1 protein-coding gene is annotated in these 389 nt (G+C 59.1%); it reads left to right on the top strand.

The features are described 5' to 3' along the window. Nucleotides 1-389 (top strand): ABC transporter permease (locus tag C5L10_RS33425; RefSeq protein WP_371412025.1); only part of this gene is annotated, 389 nt, incomplete at both ends.

The following is a 389-nucleotide window of genomic DNA, read 5'->3' on the forward strand; positions in this document are numbered from 1 at the left end:
CCGTTGCGCTGTTGGCTATCGGAATGACGCTGGTGATCGCAACAGGTGGGATTGATCTCTCCGTGGGGGCGGTGATGGCTATCGCCGGAGCCACAACGGCTGCGATGACGGTCGCGGGATTCAGCCTGCCGATTGTTTTGTTAAGCGCCCTGGGCACTGGCATCCTGGCGGGATTGTGGAACGGCATACTGGTAGCGATCCTCAAAATTCAGCCGTTTGTTGCCACCCTGATCCTGATGGTCGCCGGGCGCGGCGTGGCGCAACTGATCACCTCCGGACAGATCGTCACGTTTAACTCGCCGGATCTCTCATGGTTTGGCAGTGGATCGCTGTTGTTCCTGCCAACGCCGGTCATTATCGCGGTGCTGACGCTTATCCTGTTCTGGCTG

The organism is Neorhizobium sp. T6_25 (genome assembly GCF_002968555.1).
Taxonomy (GTDB): domain Bacteria; phylum Pseudomonadota; class Alphaproteobacteria; order Rhizobiales; family Rhizobiaceae; genus Neorhizobium.